Here is a 20490-nt window from a genome sequence, read left to right as displayed (position 1 = left end):
CTCAGATGGAAAACAACAATCGTTCCTCGGGCTCGAACCCGGACCTGGCGCGGGTGCCACGGGCAGGCTCGGCGAATACCCAGGGTGACAACTCAAGCGCCGACGACAGCCTGGATGACGTCACGGTCGTGCGCTCGACGCGCGTCGTCTGGTGTGTGGCGCTGATGCTGCTGGCGTTCGGGGTGTGGGCCTACCTGTTTGAAATCGATGAAGTGTCGACCGGCACTGGCAAGGTGATCCCGACCTCGCGCGAGCAGGTGATCCAGTCGCTGGAGGGCGGCATCGTCGCCGAACTGAATGTGGCCGAGGGGGATATCGTCAAGCAGGGGGAAATCCTCGCCAAGCTCGACCCGACCAAGACCGAATCCAACTTCGGCGAGAGTGCCGCCAAGTACCGCGCCTCCCTGGCCAGCGTTGCGCGGTTGCAGGCGGAAGTGAACGGCACCCCGCTGGCTTTCCCGGCGGAACTCAAGGCCTACCCGGCGCTGATGAGCGCTGAAACCGACCTGTACCAGACCCGGCGCAAAGGGCTGGAAGAGTCGCAGGCGGGGGTGCGGGCCTCCCTGGGGCTGGTGCGCAGCGAGCTGGAAATCACCGAGAACCTGGCCCGGGTCGGCGCCGCGAGTAACGTCGAGGTCTTGCGCCTGAAGCGCCAGAAGTCCGAGCTGGAGCTGAAACTCACCCAGTCGCGCTCCGAATACATGGTACGGGCCGGCGAAGAACTGGCCAAGGCCAACTCCGATGTCCAGACCCTGTCCTCGGTGCTCAAGGGCCGTTCCGACTCGGTCACGCGCCTGACGTTGCGCTCGCCGGTACGGGGGATCGTCAAGGACATCGAGGTCACCACCATCGGCGGGATCATTCCACCCAATGGCCGCTTGATGCAGATCGTGCCGATGGACGATCAGCTGTTGATCGAGGCGCGCATTTCCCCGCGGGACATTGCCTTCATCCATCCCGACCAGGACGCCAAGGTCAAGATCACGGCCTATGACTACTCCATCTACGGCAGCATGGATGGCAAGGTGGTGACTATTTCCCCGGACACCATCCAGGATGAAGTCAAACCCGAGGTCTTCTACTACCGCGTGTTCATTCGCACCAATGACAATGAGCTGCACAACAAGGCCGGCAAGGCGTTTTCCATTGTGCCGGGGATGATCGCGGCGGCGGACATCAAGACCGGCCAGAAGACTGTGCTCGATTACCTGATCAAGCCGATGAACCGGGCGCGCGAAGCCTTGCGCGAGCGCTAGGCATGCGCTCAATGAGCGTCGCCAGGTGGCTGGCGTGTGCGGTGCTGCTGGTCAGTGCGCCGCTGTGGGCCCGGGGCACGGAAGACCTGCCACTGGCGTGGAATGCCCCGGCAGATCCCGCAGTTTGCACCGATCAGGACTCGGCCCTGTGGGTCGAGTACGCCAACGGCCAGGCCTGCATCCGCTACTTCAGTGCCGTGCCGCTTGCGCACGCGCCGGTGGTGATCGTGATGTTTCATGGTGACCGCAATATCGAAATGCACCGCGCGCCCGCAACCATTGCCGGCAATACCCTGCGCGCCAAGGATCGGCAAGCGGCGACCCTGAGTCGGCGGGCCGGGGTGCCGGTGGTGATTGTTGCGCGTCCGGGGACCTACGGCTCCAGCGGCAACCATGGCCAGCGGCGCCAGCCCGCCGAGTTCCAGGCGCTGGACGCGGCACTCGACCAGTTGCGCCAGCGCTACGGCATCGGCCGTTTTGTGTTGCTCGGGCACAGCGGCGGGGCGACGGTGGTGGCGGCCTTGCTGACACTGGGGCGCGAAGATGTGCAGTGCGCGGTCATGACTTCGGGAGCCTTTGCCTTGCTCGAACGGGCGCAGATGATTCGTCGCAGCAAAGGCCTGCCGTCCCGCGAGGGGCGCGACACCAATGGCCTGTTGCATCCGTACGATCCGCTGGAGCATGTCGCCGGTATTGCGCAGGTGCCCGATCGTCAGTTGTTTGTGCTGGGCAATCGCAACGATCAGGTCGCCCCCTTTGTGTTGCAGGAGCAGTTCTACCAGGCACTGCGCGATGCCGGATTGCCGGCACAACTGATCGAAGCACCGGCAACTGCACCGGCGTTTCATCAGTTGCGCAACGATATCGGGCTGAAGACGGCGGCGCAGTGCGCACAACCTTGAAGGCACGACTCGCTGGAGTCAGCGAGTCGTGGTCACGGAGGGTGTCAGAGCGCCGCGACGGCCGGCTCGGCGGCCATCAGTGAGTCGACCACCTGGGACAGCCCAGTGCCGCCAGAACTCTTCACCAGTACCCAATCACCCGGTTGGAACCAGCGCGCGGCGTGCCGTGGCAGTTGCTCCTGCAGGGCCTTGACGTCCTCGAACCACTCGATGGGTAACTGATCGCGCAGTTGCACATACAACCCGTGCATCAGTGGTCCGCAGAGCAGGGTCTGGCGTGGGGCTGCGGCCAGCAGGGACTCGGCCAGTTCCAGGTGATAGCGCTGGGTGTCGGGGCCCAACTCGAGCATATCCCCCAGTACGGCGACGCGCTGGTCGGCCCGGCCGGGCAGTTCGGCGAGCATTTTCAGCGACGCCCCCATCGAGCCCGGATTGGCGTTGTAGGCGTCGTTGATCAGTTGGTAGTCACCGTCGCCGCAGGGGATGGTCAGGGTATTGCCGCGGCCATCCACCGCGGCGAATGTCTCCAGTGCGGCCAGGGCTTGGGCCGTGGGCAAGCCGGCGCACACCAGCGAAGCCAGCACCGACAGGGCGTTGAGCACCATATGGTGGCCGCGGGCGCGCAACTTGAAGTGCACGGGCGTGCCGCGCAGGCTGGCATTGACCTGCAAGTGGGACGGGGTCGTGCAGCAGTCCAGCAGTCGCAGATCAGCCAGTTCGTGCTCGCCGTAGCTGAGCACTGTCAATTGCGCGCGCTGGGCGGCATTGGCGAACACTTGGAAGTACGGCATGTCATGGTTCAGCACCGCATGCCCGCCGGGTGCCATGGACCGGAAGATCGCGCTTTTCTTGCGCGCGAGGTTCTCCAGGGTGCCGTGGTATTCCAGGTGTGCCGGGGCCAGGCTGGTGACGACCGCGACATGGGGGCGCACCAGTTCGGAGTTGATAGGCATCCTGCCGACGGCCATTTCCAGAACCCAGAACCGCGCAGGATCGGTCATGCAAGCCAGGTTCCAGGCAATCCCATGGGGCAGGTTGGCGTTGCCCTCGGTTTGCGCCACGCTGCCCAGTTGCGCCAGGGCATGGGTCAGCATCGCGCAAACCGTGGTCTTGCCGGCGCTGCCGGTGACCCCGAACACCTGGCCGGCGAAGGCTTTGCGGGCGTACCGCCCCAGTTGCAGCATGGCATCTGCCGTGTCCGGGACTTGCAGCACCGGCAGGCCGCTGCCGAGGTAAGGCGTGGGGTCGACGCAGACCATGGCTGAGGGACGCAGCTGCGGCTCGGCCTTGGCCCACAGGCGTGCAAGCCGGGCCTCATTGGCGCCGACCTTGCTCGGGTGGCGGCTCAACATGCGTTGCGGTTTGAAGTAGGCCATGGACGGAGCCAGCCCGCTGGCTGTCCAATCCGCCTCGGGTGCGACCGCCCAGGTGCCACCGGTGGCTTGCAGCACTTTGGCCGCATCCCACTGCCAGCCGGCGCCATCTTGCTGTATGTCTGGCTGGGCGGCGCGGACCTGCGGTGCGCCGTCGAGCAGGTAGCGGTGATAGGCAATCAGCCCCGAGAGGTAGTGTTCGACGTCGTCGATACGCACGCGAAAGGCGTGATGGCGGATAAAGAACGAGCCGACGATGCGCGCCGGATGACCAAAGAACATTGCCATTTCCGGCCAGAAGTAGCCGTTGAGCAAGTGCCCGGCGCGGTGGTGCAAGGCGCGATAGAACGCCTGCAAGTCGACCTCGTTGAGCAGATGGCGCAGTTGCGGCAGTTGCTCGATACGCTGCAGCATTTGCTGCGCGGCCATCATCAACTCCAGCAGGGTGGGGAAGGTGGTGATGCGTTGCTGCACAAACCCCAGGTAATCGACGAAGTTGTTCAGGCCGAAGCGGAAGTATTTTTCCTCGGGCCGATAGCGGGTCAGCTCATTGACGCAATAGCTCAGCCAGTGGTCGTGCTCGCGCCAGTGTTCCTTGGCGATGAAATAGTCGAAGGCTTTCTCGACGACGTGTAACCAGCGTTCGTCGCCACTCAAACCATAGAGGCGCATCAGCCCGAAGGCAGCTTCACCGTCGTAGTAGATAATCCGGAACGGCGCTTTGACGCTCAGGTCGTGGGCATGCAGGACATGGTTGAAGCCACCTGTTTGCGGGTCCTGCATCCAGGCGATGCCATTGGCTAGCGCCGCCAGCAGCGGGAGGTAATCGCGATTGCCGGTCACCTCGCTGTATTTCACCAGGGCCAACAGGCAGACCGCGTTACCGCCCAGTTTGATTTCGTCGCCGACATCCACCAGGTACGCGGCGGCGCTGCCGTCGGGCAGGGTGTAGGGCCTGATCAGCGTAACGGTGAGGTGGTCGAGGGCGCGTTGGATCGAGGCCAGGAGGGCGTCGTCTCGGGTCAGCGCCCAGGCTTCGATCATCGAATAGGTCGTGCTGGCGTGGCGCAGGGCGTTGTAGTTCTGGATGGTGCGGTCAAAACAGGGGAACTGGCCGTAGACAAATTCCCCGCTGTCCTTGACCTGGCGGGCGAGAAAGTCCGAGGCGCTGACGACTTTGTCGCGGATCTCGCCCGCGTCCAGCACCGAGGTCTTGCGGCGCCCGACATCCGGGCCACTGCTGTTGAGGGCGTGGGCGATACCGTCTTCGGCACAAAAAACGCCTTGGGTCTGGAACAAGTAGACCGGGGTCTGCGGGTCGGCTTGGGCCTTTTGGGCGGCCTCCAGCGCTGCTGAATCGGCAAAGCGTTTTTTCACATACACCGAAAAATTGCCCGGGTTAAAGCGGGCCAGCGGCACTGTCGAACCGCCGTAGAGGATTGCATTGGCGTTGATTTCCTGTTCGGTCAGGGCGGTCTTCAGTTGCGGGTCGAAGGCGATGCCGAAGCGAAAGTAATTGCGTTTGTGGCGCTGCAGGCGCTCCTGCAATTGTGCCCACGACAGCGTCGTCAGGTGGGTAGCACGCTCAACCCGCAGCCAGAGCCGCTCGGTCGGATGATCTTGTTGGGACGCAACCGGTAGTGGTGGGAAGTTCAGGAGTGCGTGATTCCACGCAGCCTCGAAGGTGTCGGCGCTGTTGTGGAATACCCGTGCCCGTTGTGTGCCGTTGCTGAGGGAAAAAAACAAGGTGCACGTCGTCGGCGTGTCAGTGCTGCTGATGGGCTCTACTGTCTGTGCTTTAAAAAAGTTGTAACAGGCGAGTAATTGCTGTTTCAAAGACATAAGAAAATCCATTGTCAACGTCAGATGAAGACAGAATTCTGGGGGGGCTAGCATTATTGTGTTCGATAATCGAACCCAACTGAATCCATGCAGTTTTCCCGCGTCCGGCAAGAGCGGCGGTGTAATAAGTGGCGCGAATGTGAACTACGTCACACGGATACCGGTACTTTCGTTCTAGTTGAGCGGAAAAGCGTCGTCGCGGGTTATTTCTTCCGGCGAAAAGCTGATCGGTTGGTCGAACTCGCTCAGGTGGTTCTTGATTAATTTTCTGAGAATCTGCGACACGGTTAGATCGACAGTCTCAGAGAGATCCTCTAATTTCTTTTTAGTCGGAAGATCAATCAGTATAGTTAGGCGCGCGGTTTTCTTATGCATTTGCGATCCTTCTCTTCCGCCGCTATTACTGCTGTAGCGGTCGGCTCTCCAATTCCCGATAAAAGATAAGGCTTTAGCAGGCAGCGCCAAAGCTCACTAGGGACTCTAATTCAACTGATGAACTTTTTCTACTTTGCCGGAAAAAAAATATCTTGGCTTTGCCCGCTCGAATTTTTGGCTCTGGAAAAGGCTTCTTGGGCTGACGTTATAATGCAGCACACATCTTATTATCATTGTATTAGTCGGATAGTAAGGGGGCTGGGGTGATCATCCTTTCGGATGAAATCAGCATAGGCTAATGCTTTAGTAATAACTATAATTTGGTCTAAGTAAGAAACTTTTCATGTGACGGGAGCCTGTACGATTGAGGTCGCTTCGACGCGTTGTTTTATTTTCTGCCCGGTGCTGACCGACGCAGCTGTTTGGGTGTCGGAGGTGGACGGCGCTGTGCGGACTAACAGGCGAGTAATGGGCTTGTAGCGCTGTACTTCGGCCTAACTGATTGGCGCAGTAATCGAGTGATCTCTCTCGTCAGGTAGTGTTGCGTCATGGCATTAACTGCACCGCGCAAGTTTCGCCGTTTTTTAACCGTCGGTTTCTCACGGCGTACTTCGGCAGTTCAGTAGATGGTTACCAACATACTGATACTAAGCATTCATAACCTTCGGCGTAGGGCCGCGTTGGCCAGGTTTTTTGGCCTGCGCGTGTCAGGCACTGTTTTTTGACGGGCGGGTGCACAAGGCGTGTGCAAGAGAAAAATAGATGAATAGTGTGCATCGTGTGCGCGTTATTGCCGTGAGTGGCGGCAAGGGTGGCGTTGGCAAGACCACGGTGGCGGTCAATCTGTCCCTGGCGTTGGCGAGAGCCGGCCGGCGGGTGGTATTGCTGGATGCCGACCTCGGGCTGGCCAGCATCGATGCCTTGCTGGGGCTGACACCCAGGTACCGCCTGGCGGATGTCCTTGCCGGGCGTTGCGAGCTGGCGGATGCGCTGGTACGGGGCCCAGGAGGTATCCGTATCGCTGCGGCAAGTTCCGGTTCGCCGGACCTGGCCCACCTGCAACCGGCACAATTTCATGCGCTGATCCATGCCTTCAGCAGTATTGGCGACGAACTGGATGTCCTGGTCATCGATACGGCGGCCGGTATCGGTGAGACGGTGATGAGTTTTCTGCGTGCCGCCCAGGAAGTGATAGTGGTGGCGTGTGATGAGCCCGCGGCGATTCGTGGCACTTGTAACCTGATTCAATTGCTTCATCAGCAATACGGCATTCACCGCTTTCGCGTGCTGGCCAATAAGTCGGCAAATGCACGGGAAGGGCGCAAGCTGTTTGCCGAGCTGGAAAAGGTCACCGATCGGCTTCTCGACGTGCACTTGCACTACCTGGGCGCGGTGCCCAACGACGAATCAGTGCCCAGGGCTGTACGCAAGCGACAGGTGGTGGTCGAAGCGTATCCACGTTCCCGGTTTGCCAACGCCTTTCGCGACATTGCGCAAAAGATCAACGCCTGGCCTCTGCCGGCTCACCCTGGCGGGCACGTGGAGTTCTTCGTCGAACAACTGGTGCACAATTCCAGGTATGGGGCGCCGAGCCCTGGCGACGAAGTGGATGCCTGAAACAACAAAAGGCCCGGGTTTTCACCCGGGCCTTTCGTTTTATATGGTGCACCAGGCGGGATTCGAACCCACGACCCCTGCCTTCGGAGGGCAGTACTCTATCCAGCTGAGCTACTGGTGCAATGCGGGCGCCATAATACTCATAAGCACAGCGTGCGTCCATGCTGCTGAATAGCCTGATGTTTTCTGCCGGTTAAGAGGGTGTTCGCGACGTTGATCAGAAAACCTTGGGTTAAACGGGCTTTTCGTTCTTTTTTTCGAACAACCTATTGTCCTTTACCCCCTTTGATCCTAGGATTCGTTTGAGATTTCAAACGCTCTTGTCTGGGTGCTGAACCGCACGAGTTTCAATCAGTGCGTTATTTATGTGCTTCAGCCCGGTGAATGATTTCCCTGACGGCAGCCCTCAAGGCGCCTTTCTACAATCATAATTCGCTCCGCGCGCGCGCGGTGCTGTTAAGGAAAGCCGACATGCAGCTTAAAGACACCCTGTTGTTCCGCCAGCAAGCCTTCATTGATGGCGCTTGGGTTGATGCGGACAATGGTCAGACGATCAACGTCAACAACCCGGCAACGGGCGAAATTCTGGGCACCGTGCCGAAAATGGGCGCGGCCGAAACTCGTCGTGCGATTGAAGCTGCAGACAAAGCGCTGCCGGCCTGGCGTGCACTGACCGCCAAGGACCGCGCGAACAAGCTGCGTCGCTGGTTTGAACTGATTATCGAAAACCAGGACGACCTGGCTCGCCTGATGACCCTCGAGCAGGGCAAGCCATTGGCCGAAGCCAAGGGCGAAATCGTCTACGCCGCCTCTTTCATCGAATGGTTCGCCGAAGAAGCCAAGCGCATCTACGGTGACGTGATTCCAGGCCACCAGCCAGACAAGCGCTTGATCGTGATCAAGCAGCCAATCGGCGTGACCGCTGCCATTACCCCGTGGAACTTCCCGGCCGCGATGATCACCCGCAAAGCTGGCCCGGCACTGGCCGCTGGTTGCACCATGGTGCTCAAGCCAGCTTCGCAAACGCCTTTCTCGGCATTCGCCCTGGCCGAACTGGCCCAGCGTGCCGGCATTCCTGCCGGTGTGTTCAGCGTGGTTTCCGGCAGCGCCGGCGACATCGGCAGCGAACTGACCAGCAACCCGATCGTGCGCAAACTGTCCTTCACCGGCTCGACCGAAATCGGTCGCCAGTTGATGGCTGAGTGCGCCAAGGACATCAAGAAAGTGTCCCTGGAGTTGGGCGGCAACGCACCGTTCATCGTGTTCGACGACGCGGACCTGGATAAGGCCGTCGAAGGCGCGATCATTTCCAAGTACCGCAACAATGGCCAGACCTGCGTCTGCGCCAACCGCCTGTACATTCAGGATTCGGTCTACGACGCGTTCGCCGAGAAGCTGAAAGTGGCCGTGGCCAAGCTCAAGATCGGCAACGGTCTGGAAGAAGGCACCACCACGGGTCCGCTGATCGATGGCAAGGCCGTGGCCAAGGTCCAGGAGCACATCGCTGACGCGATCGCCAAAGGCGCCACAGTCCTGGCCGGTGGCAAGGTCATGGAAGGCAACTTCTTCGAGCCGACCATCCTGACCAACGTGCCGAAGAACGCTGCTGTGGCCAAGGAAGAAACCTTCGGTCCATTGGCGCCGCTGTTCCGCTTCAAAGACGAAGCCGAAGTGATCGCGATGTCCAACGACACCGAGTTCGGCCTGGCCTCGTACTTCTATGCTCGCGACCTGGGTCGTGTGTTCCGTGTGGCTGAAGCTCTGGAATACGGTATGGTCGGCGTCAACACCGGGCTGATCTCCAACGAAGTCGCGCCATTTGGCGGCATCAAGGCCTCGGGCCTGGGCCGTGAAGGCTCCAAGTACGGCATCGAAGACTACCTGGAAATCAAATACCTCTGCCTGGGCATCTAAGCTCCAAGAGCTAAGCCCGGCAAGGCATTGCTTGAAACGCAAAGGGCACGAGAGCGCTGTCCCTTTGCGTGCAACACACGCAATTTTCTCTGTGGCCGGGAAAGCTGCGGCAGTCGATCATCGCATGCTGCCCAGTTGCCTCCCCGCCGCATTTTCCTTGAACCACGCCGCCCGATGAGCGGTGAATGAGGACACTATGAGCAAGACCAACGCTTCTTTGATGAAACGCCGCGAATCCGCTGTACCACGCGGCGTTGGCCAGATTCACCCGATCTTCGCCGAGTCCGCGAAGAACGCTACCGTGACCGACGTTGAAGGTCGCGAGTTCATCGACTTCGCCGGCGGTATCGCCGTGCTGAACACCGGTCACGTACACCCGAAAATCATCGCGGCAGTGACCGAGCAACTGAACAAACTGACTCACACCTGCTTCCAGGTACTGGCCTACGAACCGTACGTTGAAGTGTGCGAAAAAGTGAACGCCAAGGTTCCAGGCGATTTCGCCAAGAAAACCCTGCTGGTCACCACCGGTTCCGAAGCGGTGGAAAACGCCGTGAAAATCGCCCGTGCCGCCACCGGCCGTGCTGGCGTGATCGCCTTCACCGGCGCGTACCACGGCCGCACCATGATGACCCTGGGCCTGACCGGTAAGGTCGTGCCTTACTCGGCCGGCATGGGCCTGATGCCAGGCGGCGTGTTCCGCGCCCTGTACCCGAACGAACTGCACGGTGTGAGCATCGACGACTCGATCGCCAGCATCGAACGCATCTTCAAGAACGATGCCGAGCCGCGTGACATCGCTGCCATCATCATCGAGCCAGTGCAGGGCGAAGGCGGTTTCTACGTCGCGCCGAAAGCATTCATGGCTCGTCTGCGCGAGCTGTGCGACAAGCACGGCATCCTGCTGATCGCTGATGAAGTGCAAACCGGCGCTGGCCGTACCGGCACCTTCTTCGCCATGGAACAGATGGGCGTTGCTGCCGACCTGACCACCTTCGCCAAATCCATTGCTGGCGGCTTCCCGCTGGCCGGTGTGTGCGGCAAGGCTGAATACATGGATGCCATCGCGCCAGGCGGCCTGGGCGGCACCTACGCCGGTAGCCCGATCGCTTGCGCCGCGGCCCTGGCCGTGATGGAAGTGTTCGAAGAAGAGCACCTGCTGGACCGCTGCAAGGCAGTCGGCGAGCGTCTGGTGACTGGCCTCAAGGCCATCCAGGCCAAGTACCCGGTGATCGGTGAAGTGCGTGCCCTGGGCGCGATGATCGCGGTCGAGCTGTTCGACGACGGCGACACCCACAAACCTAACGCCGCTGCCGTTGCTGCGGTCGTGGCCAAGGCGCGCGACAAGGGCCTGATCCTGCTGTCCTGCGGCACCTACGGCAACGTACTGCGCGTGCTGGTACCGCTGACTTCGCCGGACGAGCAACTGGACAAAGGCCTGGCGATCATCGAAGAGTGCTTCTCCGAGCTCTGATCACCGAGTGTGACCTGGTCCACAAAAAACCCGCCTCGGCGGGTTTTTTTTATCTTTGCCTACACATCGCTGGCTTTTGGCCTGTATCGAATCAGCAGCATTGTCTAAGGTGCAAGGATTGCCCCGGAGTGTCCTGATGAGCGCTGTTGATTTACCTGCCGTGCCGCGCGTGCTGATTGCCGAAGCCGATCCCTGGTCGCGGGACCTGCTCAAACAGGTGTTGTTGAACGTGCGCTGCGACGCACGGCTGGACCTGTGTGCCGACGGCCAGCAGGCCCTGCAACTGCTGGCCGAGCAACCCTACGACCTGGTAATTGCCGATGGCGAGCTGCCGGGAGTCGATGGCCTGGGTTTGTTGCGCAGTGTGCGCCAGCGCCGCCGTCATCCGCCGTTGCCGTTTATTCTGATGAGTCACCGCAACGACAGTGCCAGCGTGCGCGAGGCGATCCCGCTGGCGCCCACGGCGTACCTGACCAAGCCGCTGAACATGCAGGGCCTGACGCTTCGCCTGCAGGGCCTGTTGCTGAGCGCCGGGCAGACGGTCTCCTGCGATGTGCCGGCGCTGGCCCCAGGTATGACCCTGGCGACCTTCCTGGAGCGTCGGCGCGAGTTGGCAGACGGCGCGCCCTTGCTGACCGATGTGCAACTGGCGGTCAAGCGCAGCCTGAATCCCAATGGCCTCGACTTGAGGTTGCTGGAAGAAGAGGTGCGCACGGACCCGCAGATCACCGCCGTACTGATCGCCGCGGCCAACAGCGCTGCACAGCACCTGGGCGAGGGAGTGCAGACCCTGTCCCAGGCCCTGCATCGTCTTGGCACCGGGCAAAGCATGAACCTGGTGCTGGGCCTTGCTCTCAAGCGCAGTGCGAAGTTGAGCGACCCGTGCCTGGCCGACTACGCCGAGCGCTACTGGGAGCTGTCGCTGCACACTGCTGAGTACGGCCGCACGCTCGCGCGGTTGCTCGATCTGGATCAGGAACGCTGCTATTGCGCCGGCATGCTCCATTGCCTGGGCGACCTGGCGTTGTTGCGCTGCCTGCAGGAGTGGAAGCAGGCCGGTGGCGAGTTGGATGACGAGCAGGAGGTGGGTGAGGCGCTGGTGACGTTTGCAGCAGCCTACGGTTCGGCGCTGCGCACCCGCTGGCGGCTGCCGCTGGAGCTGCGAGAGCTGATTGCCGCGGTCTATCGGCTTGGTGGTGGGGTTTACTCCAGGGAAGCCCTGGTGATGAACATGGCCGCCCAGTTGGCCCGCCTGACGGAGCATGAGGGCGTCGAGGAGCTGGCGAAAAGCCGAACGGCACGCTTGCTCAAGATCGGTTTGCCGGAACTGATGCGCCTGCGCAAGACCTGATCTGACGCAGCCCCTTGTGGGAGCGAGCTTGCTCGCGAAGGCAGCGGTGGCGCTACAAATGTGTCGACTGTACCGGCCTCATCGCGAGCAGGCTCGCTCCCACAGATCCTCAGCACCATGGAGGCCTTGAGCGAATTGGTGCTTGAGGAGGGTTATTGACCTGGCTTTACGCCGGACGCAGGGAGTAGGTCTTGAGCTGGTGGGCGAAGTCGCGCAGGGATTGAATCCCGCTGGCCTCGGCTTCGTGGATCCAGTCCTTGATGGCCGCCAGCATGTCGTGGCCGTTGGAGCTGGTCTTGACCCAGATCTGCTGTAGGGCCAGGCGTTTTTCGTAGATGACCTTCAGTGCCTGGCTGTGCTCGAGCATGGTCTGGATGCGCAGGTGATGCTTTTCATCCAGCAGGCTGGTTTCCCGCGAGAGCAGGCGCTTGGCGCGATGGAATTGGTGGCGTACCGAATGGTCGACCTTTTCCAGCTCTTGCTTGACCAGCGGGCCGATCACCAGCTTGCGGTACTGGGCCATGATCTGGAAACGATTGTTGAGAATCGCCATGGCGGTGTCCATGTCCAGGTTGCCCTTGCCTTCGACGCGGTGGGCAATGGGCGCAACGCGCTGCACCTTGGCCAGGCGCAGGAAGCTGAACAGCTGGATCCAGGCCCAGCCGAGGTCGAACTCCCACTTTTTCACCGACAACTTGGCCGAGTTGGGGTAGGTGTGGTGGTTGTTGTGCAGCTCTTCGCCGCCCACCAGGATGCCCCATGGCACCAGGTTGGTCGCCGCGTCGCGACATTCGAAGTTGCGGTAGCCGATCGCATGGCCCAGGCCGTTGATCACGCCGGCGGCCCAGAACGGGATCCACATCATCTGGATCGCCCAGATGGTGATGCCGATGGTGCCGAACAGCAGCAGGTCGATCACTCCCATGAGTGCCACGCCCAGCAACGGGTAGCGGCTGTACAGGTTGCGTTCGATCCAGTCTTCGGGGCAGTTCTTGCCGTAGATGCGCAGGGTCTCGGGGTTCTCGGCTTCGGCGCGGTACAGCTCGGCACCTTTGCGCAGGACCGTGGACAGGCCCTTGATGACCGGACTGTGGGGATCATCGACGGTTTCGCACTTGGCGTGGTGCTTGCGGTGGATAGCGGTCCACTCGCGGGTGTTCTGCGCCGTGGTCAGCCACAGCCAGAAGCGGAAGAAGTGTTTCAGGCCGGCATTCAGCTCAAGAGAGCGATGGGCCGAGTAACGGTGCAGGTAAACCGTGACACCCACGATGGTGATGTGGGTCATTAACAGGGTGACTGCCACCAGTTGCCAGGCCGACAAGCCGAGTAAACCTTCGTACCACATAGGCTATATGGCCCTCGATAAAGAAAAAAATAGCCCGCGCATTATCACTCAGGACACAGATAAAACCAGTCACCCTTTCAGATAAGAGTGGCGGGATGTTTCTTTATTCTATAATTCCGAACTTTTTGTAGGGACATGGACGGCCGGATGCCTGCCTTTTATCGCGATGCATTGCGTGCAGCGCTGCTTTACCTGGTGATTTCCTGCGTGTGGTTGGGGATTACTGGTTGTTTATTGAACAATTTGTTCGATGATTCCGCTCATCTAGCCCGCTGGCAACTGATCAACGGTTACGTCTGGGTGCTGCTCAGTGCCGGCTTGATTGTCCTGGTGCGTGGGCGCTGGCCGGGTTTTCTCGGTCGGGGAGCCGCGTTGGGCCGGGGCACTGAGGACCGCGCGCAATTGCGCCAGGCGCAGGCGGTGTTCGATTGCACCCATGAAGGCGTGTTGGTGACCGATCGCCAGCGCAAGATTGTCCACGTCAATCGCGCCTTCATGGAAATCACCGGTTACCAGCCCGGCGAGGTGCTGGGGCGTACGCCCAGCCTGTTCAAGTCCGGTCATCACCCGCCGGATTTTTATAAGAAGATGTTTCAGGATCTCGGGCGTGGTGGTCAGTGGAGTGGTGAGATCTGGAACCGGCGCAAAAGCGGCGAGATTTTCCCCCAGTGGCAAACCATCCGGGTGATCCGTGACGACTGCGGTCAGCTCAGCCACTACGTGGCGGTGTTTTCCGATATCAGCGCGATCAAGGATTCCGAGCACGAGCTCAAGCACCTGGCGCATCACGACCCGCTGACCGACCTGCCCAATCGCCTGCTGTTCGGCGATCGTGTCGAGCAGGCGCTGGCGTCGGCGCAAATCCACAAGCGCGGCTGTGCCTTGCTGATGATCGACCTCGATCATTTCAAGATGATCAACGACAGCCTGGGGCACAACGTCGGCGATCGCCTGCTCAAGGCGGTGGCTTCGCGCTTGCGCGAGATGTTCGGCCCCGGCGTGACCCTGGCGCGCCTGGGGGGTGACGAGTTTGCCGTGCTGGTGGAGAGCTGTGGGCAACTGGTCCAGGCCGCGGCGCTGGCGCAACGGATCATCGACGGTCTGAAAGAACCCTTCGTGATCGACGCCGATCAGTTGTTCATCAATGCCAGTGTCGGCATCAGCCTGTTCCCCAGCGACGCGCAGAGCGCCGAGCAGTTGCTGCGCAATGCCGATTCGGCATTGTTCAAGGCCAAGAGCGCCGGGCGTAACGACTATGCCTTGTACACCGAGGAATTGACGGCCCATGCCCAGCATCGGGTCGAGACCGCCTTCGAGCTGCGCCGGGCGCTGGAGCAGCAGGAGCTGCGGGTCTACTACCAGCCCGTGCACGACCTGCAGTGCAGCCGCTTGATCGGCGTCGAGGCACTGGTGCGCTGGCAGCACCCGCAGCGTGGCCTGGTGCCGCCGAGCGAGTTCATCCCGATTGCCGAGCGCACCGGGCTGATCGCGGACATCGACGCCTGGGTGATGCGTCAGGCGTGTCAGCAGATGTGCGCGTGGCAGCAAGCTGGCGTGGCGTTGTCATTCATTGCGGTGAACGTGTCGAGCCGCCTGTTCGCCCGACGCGAGCTGTATCAGCGCGTCGCCCAGGTGCTGCATGACACCGGGTTGGATCCGGCCTGCCTGGAGCTGGAAGTGACGGAAAGCGCGGTGATGGGCGACCCGGAAGTGGCCCTGGAGCAGATGCACCGGCTACGCGAGTTGGGGGTGCGCCTGGCCATCGACGACTTCGGGACCGGCTATTCGTCGCTGTTGCGGCTCAAGCGCCTGCCGGTGCAGAAGCTCAAGATCGACCAGGGTTTTGTCGCCGGACTACCCTGGGATGATGACGATGCCGCTATCGTGCGGGTGATCATCGCCCTGGCGCAAAGCATGGGCATGCAGGTGCACGCCGAAGGCATCGAGCACGTCGAACAGGCGGCGTTTTTACTCGATCACGGCTGTGACCTGGGCCAGGGTTACTGGTATGGGCGACCCATGCCGGCAGATGAACTGGATTGGGCGCGGGCACCACTGATCCGCTAAGGCGGTGGTGCTTCATCCAAGGGCTGCGCTGCAGCCCAGCGTGATCAAGTATCTGCACCCTCTGCCCAAATCACGGCAGGCAAAACCGTGAAGTCCATGCAAGCCCTTGTCTGGGCGAAAAATACTTTTCAGTTATATAAACATTCTTAAATAGTATTTTTAAGAATATCCACGGCTATCTACTATTGCTCTCACGCCACAAGCAGTGCCGCCACTGCGAGGCACTTCTCATTTCAGGAGCAGCACCATGAGCGCATCCCTACGTAGCGTTGACGGCCATGACGAAGCCACCATCTTGCGCGAGATCCAGAGCGCCCTGCGCGATCTGCGCTTTGGTGCGGTAGAGATCACCGTGCACAACGCCCAAGTGGTTCAGATCGAGCGCAAGGAAAAATTCCGCCTGCAGAACCCGAGCAACAAGCCGAGCTGAGGCGTCGCTGGCAACCCGTTTCCAGAAATCCATAAGAACAGCCAACACCAAAAATTTCAGGAGCTCCACCATGTCGTCGATTCGCCGTTACGCTTTGGCCGCTCTGGCCAGTGCCATTTTTGCCGGTTCCGCGGTTGCCAAGGATTACGAGTTGCTGAACGTTTCGTACGACCCGACGCGTGAGCTGTATCAGGACTACAACGCAGAGTTCATCAACTTCTGGAAGAAGGAGCATGCCGGCGACAACGTCAAGATCCAGCAGTCCCATGGTGGCTCCGGCAAGCAGGGGCGGGCGGTGATCGATGGTCTGCGGGCCGACGTGGTGACCCTGGCGCTGGCCGGTGACATCGACGAAATCGCCAAGTTGGGCAAGACCCTGCCTGTTGACTGGCAGAAGCGTCTACCCGAGGCCAGCACTCCCTACACCTCGACCATCGTGTTCCTGGTGCGCAAGGGCAACCCCAAAGGCATCAAGGACTGGGGCGACCTGACCAAGAACGGTGTTGAAGTCATCACCCCGAATCCCAAAACCTCTGGCGGCGCCCGCTGGAACTTCCTGGCAGCCTGGGCCTACGGTCTCAAGGCCAATGGTGGCGACGAAGCCAAGGCCAAGGAATACGTACAGACCCTGTTCAAGCACGTGCCAGTGCTCGATACCGGTGCTCGCGGCTCGACCATCACCTTCGTCAACAACGGTCAGGGTGACGTGTTGCTGGCCTGGGAAAACGAAGCCTTCCTGGCGCTCAAGGAAGATGGCGGCGCAGACAAGTTCGAAATCGTCGTGCCTTCGCTGTCGATCCTCGCCGAACCGCCGGTCGCGGTGGTCGACAAGAACGCCGAGAAAAAAGGCAACGAGCAGATCGCCGAAGCCTACCTCAAGCACCTGTACAGCCCGGCAGGCCAGGAAATAGCGGCGAAGAACTTCTATCGTCCACGTGACAAGGACGTGTCTGCCAAGTACGCCAAGCAGTTCCCGACCCTGGAGCTGGTAACCATCGACAAGGACTTCGGTGGCTGGAAAACCGCCCAGCCGAAGTTCTTCAATGATGGCGGTGTGTTCGACCAGATTTACCAGGCACAGTAATCTTAAATTGCTATCAACGAGCCCCGGATTTACCTTCGGGGCTTTGTTGTGTTCTTGACCAAGGACTTTTATGTCGCGTCGTATCTCCCCCGTCATACCCGGCTTCGGGCTGACGCTGGGCTACACCTTGGTGTACCTCAGCCTGATTGTGCTCATTCCCCTGGCGGCGATGTTCGTCCACGCCGCTCAACTTACCTGGGAGCAGTTCTGGACCATCATCACCGCACCACGGGTGCTGGCGGCGTTGCAGCTGAGCTTTGGCACGGCGCTGTGTGCCGCGATCATCAACGGCATCATCGGCACGCTGCTGGCCTGGGTGCTGGTGCGTTACACCTTCCCGGGACGCAAAATCATCGATGCGATGATCGACCTGCCCTTCGCCTTGCCCACTGCGGTGGCCGGTATCGCGCTCACGGCGCTGTACGCACCCAATGGCTTGGTGGGTCAGTTTGCAGCGGACATGGGATTCAAGATTGCCTATACCCCCCTGGGCATCACCCTTGCCCTGACGTTCGTGACCCTTCCATTCGTGGTACGTACAGTACAGCCGGTATTGGCCGATATCCCGCGTGAGATCGAAGAAGCGGCGGCATGCCTGGGGGCCAAGCCCTTGCAAGTGTTCCGCTACATCCTGCTGCCGGCCTTGTTGCCCGCCTGGTTGACCGGTTTCGCCCTGGCATTTGCCCGGGGTGTCGGGGAATACGGCTCGGTGATTTTCATTGCCGGTAACATGCCGATGAAAACCGAAATCCTGCCGCTGCTGATCATGGTCAAGCTCGACCAGTACGATTACACCGGCGCCACCTCCATTGGCGTGTTGATGCTGGTGGTTTCCTTTGTCCTGTTGCTGCTGATCAACCTGTTGCAGCGGCGCATCGAAACCCCATAAGGAGGCGCGAACCATGTCCCAATCGTCTATTAGCGCCGCTTCCTCGGCCAACGCTGCCCGTCGTGGCAGTGCCAGCTCGCGACGGGTCCTGATCGTCCTCGGCTGGCTGATCTTCGCCCTGTTCCTGTTGCTGCCCCTGTTCATCGTGGTGTCCCAGGGCCTGAAACTTGGCCTGGGCGCGTTCTTCGCTGCGATCTTCGAGCCCGACGCCTTGTCCGCCCTGAAACTCACGGTGATCGCAGTACTGATCTCGGTGCCGTTGAACCTGGTGTTCGGCGTCAGTGCCGCCTGGTGCGTGAGCAAGTATTCGTTCCGTGGCAAGAGCATGCTGGTGACCCTGATCGACTTGCCGTTCTCGGTGTCGCCAGTGATCGCCGGCCTGGTCTATGTGCTGATGTTTGGCGCCCAGGGCCTGTTCGGGCCGTGGCTGCAGGACCATGACATCCAGATTGTCTTTGCCTTGCCGGGCATCGTGCTGGCGACAATCTTCGTCACCGTGCCCTTTGTCGCGCGTGAGCTGATCCCGCTGATGCAGGAGCAGGGCACGCAGGAAGAGGAAGCCGCGCGCTTGCTGGGCGCCAACGGCTGGCAGATGTTCTGGCATGTCACCGTGCCGAACATCAAGTGGGGCCTGATCTACGGCGTGGTGCTGTGTACCGCGCGGGCGATGGGCGAGTTCGGTGCGGTGTCGGTGGTTTCCGGGCACATTCGCGGGGTGACCAACACCTTGCCGTTGCACGTCGAGATCCTCTACAACGAGTACAACCACGTCGCCGCGTTTGCCGTTGCGAGCCTGTTGCTGATCCTGGCGCTCTTCATCCTGCTGCTCAAGCAGTGGAGCGAAAACCGTATTAACCGCCTGCGCGCCAGCGCCGCGGAGGAATAATTCATGTCGATCGAAGTGCGTAACGTCAGCAAGAATTTCAACGCGTTCAAGGCGCTGGACAACATCAGCCTGGACATTCAGAGCGGCGAGCTGGTGGCTTTGCTCGGCCCGTCCGGCTGTGGCAAGACCACCCTGCTGCGGATCATCGCCGGGCTGGAAACCCCGGACCAGGGCAACATCGTGTTCCACGGCGAAGACGTCTCCGGCCATGATGTGCGCGATCGCAACGTCGGTTTTGTGTTCCAGCACTACGCGCTGTTTCGCCACATGACGGTGTTCGACAACGTCGCGTTCGGCCTGCGGATGAAACCGAAGAACCAGCGCCCGAGCGAAAGCCAGATCGCCGCCAAGGTCCATGAACTGTTGAACATGGTGCAACTGGATTGGCTGTCGGATCGCTATCCGGAGCAGTTGTCCGGTGGTCAACGCCAACGGATCGCCCTGGCTCGCGCTTTGGCGGTGGAACCCAAGGTGCTGTTGCTCGACGAGCCGTTCGGGGCCCTGGATGCCAAGGTCCGCAAGGAGCTGCGACGCTGGCTGGCCCGCTTGCACGAAGACATCAACCTGACCTCGGTATTCGTTACCCACGACCAGGAAGAGGCGATGGAAGTCGCCGATCGAATCGTGGTGATGAACAAGGGCGTGATCGAGCAGATCGGCTCACCGGGTGAGGTCTATGAGAATCCGGCCAGCGATTTTGTCTATCACTTCCTCGGCGACTCGAACCGCCTGCACCTGGGCGAAGACAACCACGTGCTGTTCCGTCCCCACGAAGTGTCGCTGTCGCGCCATGAACTGGAAGACCATCACGCCGCCGAAGTCCGCGACATTCGCCCCCTGGGCGCCACCACCCGGGTGACCTTGAAGGTGGAAGGCCAGAGTGAGTTGATCGAGGCCGAAGTGGTCAAGGACCACGACAGCCTGACCGGCCTGGCCAAGGGCGAGACCCTGTTCTTCAAACCCAAGGTCTGGCAAAAAGTCTCCAACCTGTAGCACCTGTAGCTGCTGCACAACGTTCATTTCAAGCCGCTTTGCAGCACCAGCACACACCCCAGACCGATCATGATCGTGCCGCTGAAACGCGGCACGAATCGCTGGCAGCCGGCCGTGGACAAGGGGCCGAGCAACAGCGATGCGCCCAGCACCGCGCCCACGTCGGCGAGGGAAAACACCAGGTTGACGAAGCTGCCCAGCAGCAGGAACTGCAGCCAGACCGGTGCCGAGGCAGTGACGTCGACAAATTGCGGCAGGAAGGTCAGGAAAAACAGCGCGGTTTTCGGGTTGAGCACTTCCACCACCACACTGTCTCGCAGCACCCCGGGCTCTTTCGGGGTGTCGGTCGTGGCGGCCTGTCGACTCTTGACGATCATCGATCCCCCCAGCCAGATCAGATAGCCGGCGCCCGCCAGGCGGATCACGTCGAATGCCATCGGCGCCGCATGCAGCAGCGCCGACAAACCAAAGGTGGCCGCAGCAATGTGCGCATAGCAACCCAGGTGAATACCCAGCGCCGCCTTGAGTCCGGCGCGCCGGCCGTGGGCGAGGGTCTGGCTGGTCATGTACAGAATGGCCGGCCCTGGCATGCAGGCGAAGGCCAGGGTGGCGGTGGCGAAGGGAATCCAGAGATGCAGGGACATGGTGGTGCTCTTCCAGTGAGTGATGCCTTCGGGCAGGTTCTGGAAGAC

At 60.8% G+C, this 20490-nt stretch carries 16 protein-coding genes and 1 tRNA gene; 12 read left to right on the top strand and 5 right to left on the bottom strand.

Annotated features, from left to right (window positions below; genetic code table 11):
- Nucleotides 1-5: 5 nt before the first annotated feature.
- Both ACIOVD_RS05515 and ACIOVD_RS05510 read left to right on the top strand, forming a co-directional pair.
- A complete protein-coding gene (locus ACIOVD_RS05515; protein ID WP_095170698.1) occupies nucleotides 6-1256 on the top strand; it encodes an HlyD family type I secretion periplasmic adaptor subunit in 1251 nt (416 codons plus the stop codon).
- Between the two features lie 11 nt (nucleotides 1257-1267).
- Nucleotides 1268-2158, top strand: a complete 891-nt coding sequence (locus ACIOVD_RS05510) for an alpha/beta hydrolase family protein (protein ID WP_401126528.1) — start codon at nucleotides 1268-1270, stop codon at nucleotides 2156-2158.
- A 44-nt stretch (nucleotides 2159-2202) separates the two neighbouring features.
- Here the strand turns inward: ACIOVD_RS05510 and ACIOVD_RS05505 are convergent, their stop codons facing one another.
- Complete coding sequence (locus ACIOVD_RS05505; protein ID WP_401126526.1) at nucleotides 2203-5277, bottom strand: Mur ligase family protein; 3075 nt, start codon at nucleotides 5275-5277, stop codon at nucleotides 2203-2205.
- A 270-nt stretch (nucleotides 5278-5547) separates the two neighbouring features.
- Complete coding sequence (locus tag ACIOVD_RS05500; RefSeq protein WP_095170694.1) at nucleotides 5548-5748, bottom strand: hypothetical protein; 201 nt, start codon at nucleotides 5746-5748, stop codon at nucleotides 5548-5550.
- Nucleotides 5749-6510: 762 nt separating this feature from the next.
- Here ACIOVD_RS05500 and ACIOVD_RS05495 point away from each other — a divergent pair.
- A complete protein-coding gene (locus ACIOVD_RS05495; RefSeq protein ID WP_401126524.1) occupies nucleotides 6511-7365 on the top strand; it encodes a MinD/ParA family protein in 855 nt (284 codons plus the stop codon).
- Between the two features lie 44 nt (nucleotides 7366-7409).
- Here the strand turns inward: ACIOVD_RS05495 and ACIOVD_RS05490 are convergent.
- Nucleotides 7410-7486, bottom strand: a tRNA-Arg gene (locus ACIOVD_RS05490).
- A 350-nt stretch (nucleotides 7487-7836) separates the two neighbouring features.
- On the opposite strand from ACIOVD_RS05490, the gene gabD reads away from it, so the two are divergent.
- The 3 genes from gabD to ACIOVD_RS05475 all read left to right on the top strand — a co-directional run bounded on the left by gabD (nucleotide 7837) and on the right by ACIOVD_RS05475 (nucleotide 12104).
- Complete coding sequence (gene gabD / locus ACIOVD_RS05485; protein WP_095170691.1) at nucleotides 7837-9279, top strand: NADP-dependent succinate-semialdehyde dehydrogenase; 1443 nt, start codon at nucleotides 7837-7839, stop codon at nucleotides 9277-9279.
- A 196-nt stretch (nucleotides 9280-9475) separates the two neighbouring features.
- The gene (gene gabT / locus ACIOVD_RS05480) at nucleotides 9476-10753 is read left to right on the top strand and encodes a 4-aminobutyrate--2-oxoglutarate transaminase (protein ID WP_159993082.1); all 1278 of its coding nucleotides are present in this window, start codon (nucleotides 9476-9478) and stop codon (nucleotides 10751-10753) included.
- A gap of 136 nt (nucleotides 10754-10889) precedes the next feature.
- On the top strand, nucleotides 10890-12104 hold the full coding sequence (locus ACIOVD_RS05475) for a response regulator (protein WP_095170687.1): 1215 nt from the start codon (nucleotides 10890-10892) through the stop codon (nucleotides 12102-12104).
- A 166-nt stretch (nucleotides 12105-12270) separates the two neighbouring features.
- Here ACIOVD_RS05475 and desA read toward each other — a convergent pair whose 3' ends face one another.
- The gene (gene desA, locus ACIOVD_RS05470) at nucleotides 12271-13449 is read right to left on the bottom strand and encodes a delta-9 fatty acid desaturase DesA (RefSeq protein ID WP_095170685.1); all 1179 of its coding nucleotides are present in this window, start codon (nucleotides 13447-13449) and stop codon (nucleotides 12271-12273) included.
- 147 nt (nucleotides 13450-13596) lie between these two features.
- Between desA and dibA the strand changes: the two genes are divergently transcribed.
- The 6 genes from dibA to ACIOVD_RS05440 all read left to right on the top strand — a co-directional run bounded on the left by dibA (nucleotide 13597) and on the right by ACIOVD_RS05440 (nucleotide 19798).
- A complete protein-coding gene (dibA, locus tag ACIOVD_RS05465) occupies nucleotides 13597-15516 on the top strand; it encodes a phosphodiesterase DibA (protein ID WP_401126521.1) in 1920 nt (639 codons plus the stop codon).
- A gap of 247 nt (nucleotides 15517-15763) precedes the next feature.
- A complete protein-coding gene (gene oscA / locus ACIOVD_RS05460; protein WP_095170681.1) occupies nucleotides 15764-15946 on the top strand; it encodes a sulfur starvation response protein OscA in 183 nt (60 codons plus the stop codon).
- Between the two features lie 70 nt (nucleotides 15947-16016).
- Nucleotides 16017-17030 carry a sulfate ABC transporter substrate-binding protein gene (locus tag ACIOVD_RS05455; protein WP_095170679.1) on the top strand — a complete coding sequence of 338 codons (1014 nt, stop codon included), beginning with the start codon at nucleotides 16017-16019 and terminating at the stop codon, nucleotides 17028-17030.
- A gap of 70 nt (nucleotides 17031-17100) precedes the next feature.
- Entirely contained in the window at nucleotides 17101-17919 is an 819-nt protein-coding gene (cysT, locus tag ACIOVD_RS05450) for a sulfate ABC transporter permease subunit CysT (RefSeq protein ID WP_095170677.1), read from the top strand.
- A gap of 13 nt (nucleotides 17920-17932) precedes the next feature.
- Entirely contained in the window at nucleotides 17933-18805 is an 873-nt protein-coding gene (gene cysW / locus ACIOVD_RS05445) for a sulfate ABC transporter permease subunit CysW (protein WP_401126518.1), read from the top strand.
- 3 nt (nucleotides 18806-18808) lie between these two features.
- Nucleotides 18809-19798, top strand: coding sequence for a sulfate/molybdate ABC transporter ATP-binding protein (locus ACIOVD_RS05440; protein ID WP_095170673.1), 990 nt, complete (start codon nucleotides 18809-18811; stop codon nucleotides 19796-19798).
- 23 nt (nucleotides 19799-19821) lie between these two features.
- Here the strand turns inward: ACIOVD_RS05440 and ACIOVD_RS05435 are convergent, their stop codons facing one another.
- Nucleotides 19822-20442 carry a LysE family translocator gene (locus ACIOVD_RS05435; protein ID WP_401126516.1) on the bottom strand — a complete coding sequence of 207 codons (621 nt, stop codon included), beginning with the start codon at nucleotides 20440-20442 and terminating at the stop codon, nucleotides 19822-19824.
- Nucleotides 20443-20490 lie beyond the last annotated feature (48 nt).

The sequence above is a fragment of the Pseudomonas sp. NPDC087626 genome, assembly GCF_044743405.1.
Classification (GTDB): Bacteria; Pseudomonadota; Gammaproteobacteria; order Pseudomonadales; family Pseudomonadaceae; genus Aquipseudomonas.
Note: the sequence above shows the minus strand (reverse complement) of the source record. Positions and strands in the feature narration are given on the sequence as shown.